Source organism: Archangium sp. (genome assembly GCF_036389735.1).
Taxonomy (GTDB): Bacteria; Myxococcota; Myxococcia; order Myxococcales; family Myxococcaceae; genus Archangium.
The window spans coordinates 1-6,241 of record NZ_DASVWK010000532.1 but is presented as its reverse complement, the minus strand read 5'-3'; the positions used below and the strand labels follow the sequence as shown (position 1 = coordinate 6,241).

Genomic DNA, 6,241 nt, shown 5'->3' with positions numbered 1-6,241 from the left:
GCCGCGCACGTCCTCCAACTGCTCCCGGCGCACCGGGCGCTCCTCGACGGGCCTTCCCCCGAGCCGCCCTTCCTCCAGCAGCACGGAGCGGATGATGCCCGGAAGGCACGGGGCCTCCAGCGGCGGCGTCACCACTGCGTCCCCCATGAGGAAGAACAGGTTCCCGTTCGGCGCCTCGCAGAGCTCCCCGAGCTCGTTGCAGAAGACGGTTCCCCTCCCGAGGTGGGCGTACTGCCGGAGGTACGAGACGCTCTTGTGCTTCAGCAGGGGGTCTCCCCGCCGGTAGCCCTGGCGCTCCAGCTCGTCGTGGGCGCGGCCCTCGCGCACGGTGTGCTCGTGGTCGGCCGGAAGGGGACGGAAGGACAGCAGCAGCAGCCCATCGCCCGCCACCAGCTTGCCCACCCCGGTGAAGCGCGGCCCCAGGCTGGCATCCGCCTCCAGGCACCGGCGCAGCGACTCGCGGACGGCCCCGGCGGTGAGTACGTCCGGCGGGGGAGCGCGCACGCAGTCCGCATGGGCCGCGAGGCTCGACCGCAGCCGCGCGAGGTGTCGCTCGAGGAACATGGGGGCGCCCCCGGTGACGAGAAACGTCTCGAAGAACCCGGCGCCGAAGAAGAAGGACTGGAGGAAGTCCTGGAGCCGCAGCTCTTCCAGCCGCCGCACCTCGCCGTTCACCGCGACCGTCCCCCTCATCCGAGGCGCGCCTCCAGGAAGTTGGCGAGCAACTGGTTGCCATGCGGCGTGAGGAAGGACTCGGGGTGGAACTGGATGCCTTCCAGCCAGGGGTGCGCGCGGTGGCGCAGGCCCATCACCAGCTCGCCGCACCCCGCCGACACCTCCAGGCAGTCCGGGAGGCTCGCCCGGTCCACCACCAGCGAGTGGTAGCGCGCGGCGACGAAGGGGTTGGGCAGGCCGCGGAAGACGCCCCGGCCGTCGTGGTGGATGTCGGCTGTCTTTCCGTGGACGGGCACGGGGGCGCGGACGACCCGCCCGCCGAACACCTGCCCGAGGGACTGGTGGCCCAGGCACACCCCGAGGATGGGGATCCGGCCCGCGAAGGCGCGGATGACGTCCAGGGAGATGCCCGCCTCGTTCGGGGTGCACGGGCCCGGCGAGATGACGATGTGGTCCGGCCGCAGGGCCTCCACCTCGGCGAGGGTGAGGGCGTCGTTGCGCACCACCTTCAGCTCCGCTCCGAGGCTCCCCAGCGCCTGCACGAGGTTGAAGGTGAAGGAGTCGAAGTTGTCGATGAGCAGCATCATGTCGCGTCCTCCGCCGGGCGCGCGGACAGCGCGAGGAGCTGCGAGCGCGCCTTGTGCAGCGTCTCCTGGTACTCACGCTTCGGCACCGAGTCGTGGACGATGCCCCCGCCCACCTGCACCCAGGCCCGTCCGTCCTTGAGCACCATCGTGCGGATGACGATGTTCAGGTCCAGCTCGCCCGTGAAGCTCAAGTACCCGAGCGAGCCCGTGTAGAGCCCTCGGGCGTGCGGCTCCAGCTCGGTGATGATCTGCTGCGTGCGGATCTTCGGCACACCGGTGATGGTGCCCCCGGGGAACACCGCCGCCACCACGTCGAGCGGCTCCACGCCCGGGGCCAGCCGGCCCACCACCTCGGACTCGATGTGGATGACGTGAGCGTACTCGGTGATCTCCATCAGCTTCGTCACCTGGACGCTCCCGTAGACGCAGACGCGCCCCAGGTCGTTGCGCTCCAGATCCACCAACATCGCGTGCTCGGCACGCTCCTTCTCATTGGTGCGCAGCTCGTGGACGAAGCGGGCGTTCTCCTCCGGCGTGCCCTTGCGGCGCGTGCCCGCGATGGGGCGGGTGAGGGCCTGGCCGTCCTCCACCCTCACCAGCCGCTCGGGCGAGGCGCTCACCACCTCGAAGCCGTCCACCTCCAGGTAGCTGGCGAAGTGCACCGGGTTGAGGGCCGACAGGGCCTCGTACAACGCCAGGGCGGGCAGCCGCGGCTCCACCTCCAGCCGCTGCGAGAGGTTGACCTGATAGGTGTCCCCCGCGCGGATGTACTCCTGCACGCGCTCCACCGCGCGCAGGTAGTCCTCCTGGGTGAAGGAGGAGCGCCAGGCCACGTCCGGTGTCTGCCCGTCCGCGAGGTGCCAGGCGGGTGCCGACGGCGGGGTGCCCGCCACGTCGAGCACCACCCGTGTCAGGGCCTCCACCCGCCGGGTGCAGTCGTCGTAGTCGCTGCCCGTGGCCACCACGAGCGCGCCCCCCTCCTGGTGGTCCACCGCCACGAAGGTGTCCACGAAATCCAGGGCGATGTCCGGCAGGCCCAGGTCGTCATTCGGGTGGCGCGGCAGGGACTCGAAATAGTGGGCCGCCTCGTAGGCGAAGAAGCCCACCGCGCCGCCACAGAAGAGCGGCATCCCCGGCAGCCGGAGGCCCCGCCAGCGCTTCAGGAGGGCGCGCAGCGTGGACAGGGGCTCGCCCGGCTGGGGCTCGCCGTTGACTTCGCACCGCGACCCCTTGGCTCGGAACGAGAGGAAGGGCCTGGCCCCCAAGAAGGAGTAGCGGCCCTCGCTGGAAGCCCGGGTGCTCTCCAGCAGGAAGCGGTGGCCCGGAGGCAGGACCCGCAGCAGCTCCAATGGCCTCAGGCCTTCGAGTGCGAGCCACCGGACGACGGGCACCTGGTTGTAGCCCTCCGCGACGAGGGCCTCGAAGCGCTCGCGGGACAGCGGGGGCGGGGGAGGGGAGCGGGGGACCGACATGCGCGGAGCGCTTGTAACAGAGGAAGCACGGCTCGCGCTTCGCGCTCGGTCCCGGGACTCAGTGGGGGTAGTTGCCCGCCGCCTGCGGCTGGTAGGGCACCGCGAGGATGCGCAGGCGCTTGTGCCTCCCCCCGGGCACCAGCCAGTCAATCTCCTGTCCCACGGAAAGCCCGAGCAGGGCCGCGCCCACGGGCGCCAGCACGGATACCCGTCCTTGCTCCAGGGAGGCGTCCTTCGGATACGAGAGCGTCACCTCCCGGGTCTCGTTCGACTCCTCGTCCTGGTAGACGACGCGGCTGTTCATGGTGACCACGTCCGGCGGCACTTCGGTGGGCTCGACCACCACGGCGCGCGTCAGCTCCGCATCGAGCGCGTCCGCTTTGTCGCCCGCGGTCGTGTCGATGAGGGTCCGCAGCCGCTCCATGTCGGAAGACGTGACGACGATCCTCGGCTCTAGCGTGCTCATGACCCTTCAATCCTTTGACTCGATGTGTGGCCGGTCAACCAAGCTCGGCCCGAGCCCTGCCTGCATGGCGGCAGGGCGTCTCACGGCGGACGTCCCACCGAGCGAAACCCTGACGGCCCGTCAAGGGGTGGCGGGTGACGCGGAGAAGGAACGCAGGGCCCCGAGGACCTCGGGCTCCTGCGCGCCGTTGAAGTGACGCGCGCCCGGGACGAGCACCACCTCGGCCCCGAGGCGTTCCCGCCAGAGCTGGCCATTCTCGCGGAAGTCCGAGGTGAACGGGTCGTTGTCGGACAGCAGCACGACGAAGCGGCGCGAGGCGGCCCTCGCCCGCGCGAGGTCCATGGGCGTCTCCATCCAGGGACGGAGGCTGTCCCATGGCTTGTCCACGCTCCACCAGCCGGCCACGAGCAGCACGCCCTCCACCGTGCTCCCCGGAGGCAGGGTCGCGAGGTAGCGCAGCACGGCCTGGCACCCGACGCTGTGCCCCAGCAGCACGGTGCCGGGCGCGGGCGTGGGACCCAGGGCGGTGGCGAGCGCGGAGACCCAGGCGTCGATGGTGGGCTGCTTGGGGTCCGGCATCTCCAGCGCGCGCACGGCGTCGAAGCCCGAGGGCTCCTCGCGCAGTCGGGTGGTGAGCCAGGGGTAGTAGTCCGAGTCGGCGTGGCCAGCCCAGCGGGGGACGATGGTGAGGGTTCGGGTCATGTTGGGGCTCTGGCATAGCACCGCTCGGGGAGACTCCTCGCGGGTTGCAACTCCCTCGGCCTCTGGGAGAGGGTTGGGGTGAGGGTCTTCCCTTTCGAGAGGAGTGACGCCATGGAGTTGAGCCTCCAGTCCACCGTGAAGCTGAACAACGGCGTGGAGATGCCCCGGCTGGGCCTGGGGGTCTTCCGGGCCCCGCGCGGCGAGGTGACGCGCGAGGCGGTGCTGGCGGCGCTCGCGGCCGGCTACCGGCACATCGACACGGCCCGCATCTACGGGAACGAGCGGGACGTGGGCCGCGCGTTGCTCGAGAACGGCCTGCCCCGGGAGGAGCTCTTCATCACCACCAAGCTGTGGAACGATGATCAGGGCTACGACTCGACGCTGCGCGCCTGCGAGCGGAGCTTGAAGGAACTCGGGTTGGAGTACGTGGATCTGTACCTGGTGCACTGGCCAGTGCCGGGCCGACGGCTGGAGTCGTGGCGGGCCATGGAGAAGCTGCTCGCCGACGGGAGGTGTCGGGCCATTGGCGTGAGCAACTTCATGGAGCACCACCTGGAGGAACTGCTGGGACGCGCCAAGGTGGTGCCCGCGGTCAACCAGGTGGAGCAGCACCCGTTCCTCTACCAGGAGTCCCTCCAGCGCTACTGCGCGACCAAGGGCATCGTGGTGGAGGCGTACAGCCCGCTGACCAAGGGGCAGCGACTTGGGGATCCGCACGTGGTGGATCTCGCCCGGAAGTACGGCAAGTCCCCCGCGCAGGTGCTCATCCGGTGGTGCCTCCAGCACGACCTCGTGGTCATCCCCAAGTCCGTCCACGAACTGCGCATCCGCGAGAACGCCAGTGTCTTCGACTTCTCCCTGTCCCCCGAGGACATGAAGCGGCTCGATGGGCTGAACGAGGACCTGTACACGGGGTGGGACCCGAGGGACGTGCCATGACCGAGCCCGGAGACCCCATCTACCTGGACCACAACGCGACCACGCCGCTGCTGCCGGAGGTGGTGGACGCCATGGTGCCGTACCTGCGCGAGCACTTCGGCAACCCGTCGAGCGCGCACGTCTACGGACGCCGGGCCCGTGAGGCCGTGGACCGGGCGCGAGCCCAGGTGGCGGCGCTGCTCGGCGCGCGGGCGGAGGAGATCTTCTTCGTCGCGCACGGGACCGAGGCCAACAACCTCGCGATTCGTGGGGTGGCGGCGGCGCTGCCGGAGAAGCGGCACCTGGTGACGTCGGTCATCGAGCACCCGGCCACGACCGAGCCGTGCCGCGAGCTGGAGAAGCACGGCCATGCGGTGACGTGGCTGCCGGTGGACGAGCACGGCCGCGTCCGGGTCTCCGAGGCCGTGGCCGCGCTGCGCGAGGACACCGCGCTGGTGACGCTCATGCACGCCAACAACGAGACGGGCGTGTTGCAGCCCATCGCCGCCATTGCCCGCGAGGCCCGGGCCCGGGGCGTTCTGGTGCACACCGACGCGGCCCAGTCCGTGGGCAAGCTGCCGGTGTCCGTCGAGGAATTCGGGGTGGATCTGCTCACCCTGGTGGGCCACAAGTTCGGTGCGCCCAAGGGCGTGGGGGCGCTGTACGTGCGCAAGGGCACGCCGCTGCGCCCGGTGCTGCTCGGGGCGGGACACGAGCGTGGCCTGCGGCCGGGTACGGAGAACGTCGCCTCGCTCGTGGGGCTGGGGGTCGCCTGCGAGGTGGCCCGCCGCACGGTGGAAGGGGAGGCGAAGCGGGTGCGCGCCCTGCGCGACGAACTCTGGGAGCGGCTGCGGGCGCGAGTCCCGGGGCTGGCGCTCAATGGGCACCCGGAGGAGCGGCTGCCCAATACGCTGAATGTGCGCTTCCCCGGCGTGAGCGGCTCCGCGCTCCTGACGGCGACGCCCGAGGTGGCCGCGTCCACGGGCTCGGCGTGTCACGCGGGGGAGGAGTCCGCTTCCTCCGTACTCACCGCCATGGGTGTGGAGCCCCGGGCGGCGCTCGGCTCGGTGCGCCTGTCACTCGGGCGGACGACGACCCATGAGGACGTGGTGGCCGCCGCCGAGGCGCTCATTCAATGCGTGGTGAGCGGGTGGTTGGAGAAATGACTCTTCCAACAACAGCCAGAGAACCGCTTTACCCAACGCGCTTTTGATATCCCCACGGATGATGACGCCGAGAACGGCGAGCCCCGAGAGTTGTCAGCCCCATCAGGTATTCCTTCGGACTGGCAACCCATCAGGGGGTAGCCATCACCACGGGGATTCCCATGAAGCTGGCCGGAACGGTGGTGCTGGTGGTGCTGCTCACCGGATGCGCGACAACCCAGGGCACGGGAGGATCTGGCCCTTCGCCCTCACCGG

7 protein-coding genes are annotated in these 6,241 nt (G+C 70.5%); 2 read left to right on the top strand and 5 right to left on the bottom strand.

Annotated elements, in window-relative coordinates; genetic code table 11:
* The 5 genes from VF794_RS18630 to VF794_RS18610 form a co-directional block, all read right to left on the bottom strand.
* Positions 1 to 693, bottom strand: a 693-nt coding sequence (locus VF794_RS18630) for an aminotransferase class IV (protein WP_331112258.1), incomplete at its 3' end; no start/stop codon positions are given.
* Positions 690 to 1,262, bottom strand: coding sequence for an aminodeoxychorismate/anthranilate synthase component II (locus VF794_RS18625; protein ID WP_331112255.1), 573 nt, complete (start codon positions 1,260 to 1,262; stop codon positions 690 to 692). The genes VF794_RS18625 and VF794_RS18630, both read right to left, overlap by 4 nt.
* On the bottom strand, positions 1,259 to 2,734 hold the full coding sequence (locus tag VF794_RS18620; RefSeq protein WP_331112253.1) for an anthranilate synthase component I family protein: 1,476 nt from the start codon (positions 2,732 to 2,734) through the stop codon (positions 1,259 to 1,261). Before VF794_RS18620 ends, VF794_RS18625 begins: the two co-directional genes overlap by 4 nt.
* Positions 2,735 to 2,792: 58 nt before the next feature.
* Positions 2,793 to 3,200: a nucleoside diphosphate kinase regulator gene (rnk, locus tag VF794_RS18615; RefSeq protein ID WP_331112252.1), complete on the bottom strand. Its 408-nt coding sequence runs from the start codon at positions 3,198 to 3,200 to the stop codon at positions 2,793 to 2,795.
* Between the two features lie 120 nt (positions 3,201 to 3,320).
* Positions 3,321 to 3,902, bottom strand: coding sequence for an RBBP9/YdeN family alpha/beta hydrolase (locus VF794_RS18610; RefSeq protein ID WP_331112250.1), 582 nt, complete (start codon positions 3,900 to 3,902; stop codon positions 3,321 to 3,323).
* Between the two features lie 111 nt (positions 3,903 to 4,013).
* Between VF794_RS18610 and VF794_RS18605 the strand changes: the two genes are divergently transcribed.
* Positions 4,014 to 4,841 carry an aldo/keto reductase gene (locus VF794_RS18605; protein ID WP_331112248.1) on the top strand — a complete coding sequence of 276 codons (828 nt, stop codon included), beginning with the start codon at positions 4,014 to 4,016 and terminating at the stop codon, positions 4,839 to 4,841.
* Positions 4,838 to 5,986 carry a cysteine desulfurase family protein gene (locus VF794_RS18600; RefSeq protein ID WP_331112247.1) on the top strand — a complete coding sequence of 383 codons (1,149 nt, stop codon included), beginning with the start codon at positions 4,838 to 4,840 and terminating at the stop codon, positions 5,984 to 5,986. Before VF794_RS18605 ends, VF794_RS18600 begins: the two co-directional genes overlap by 4 nt.
* Positions 5,987 to 6,241: the final 255 nt, after the last annotated feature.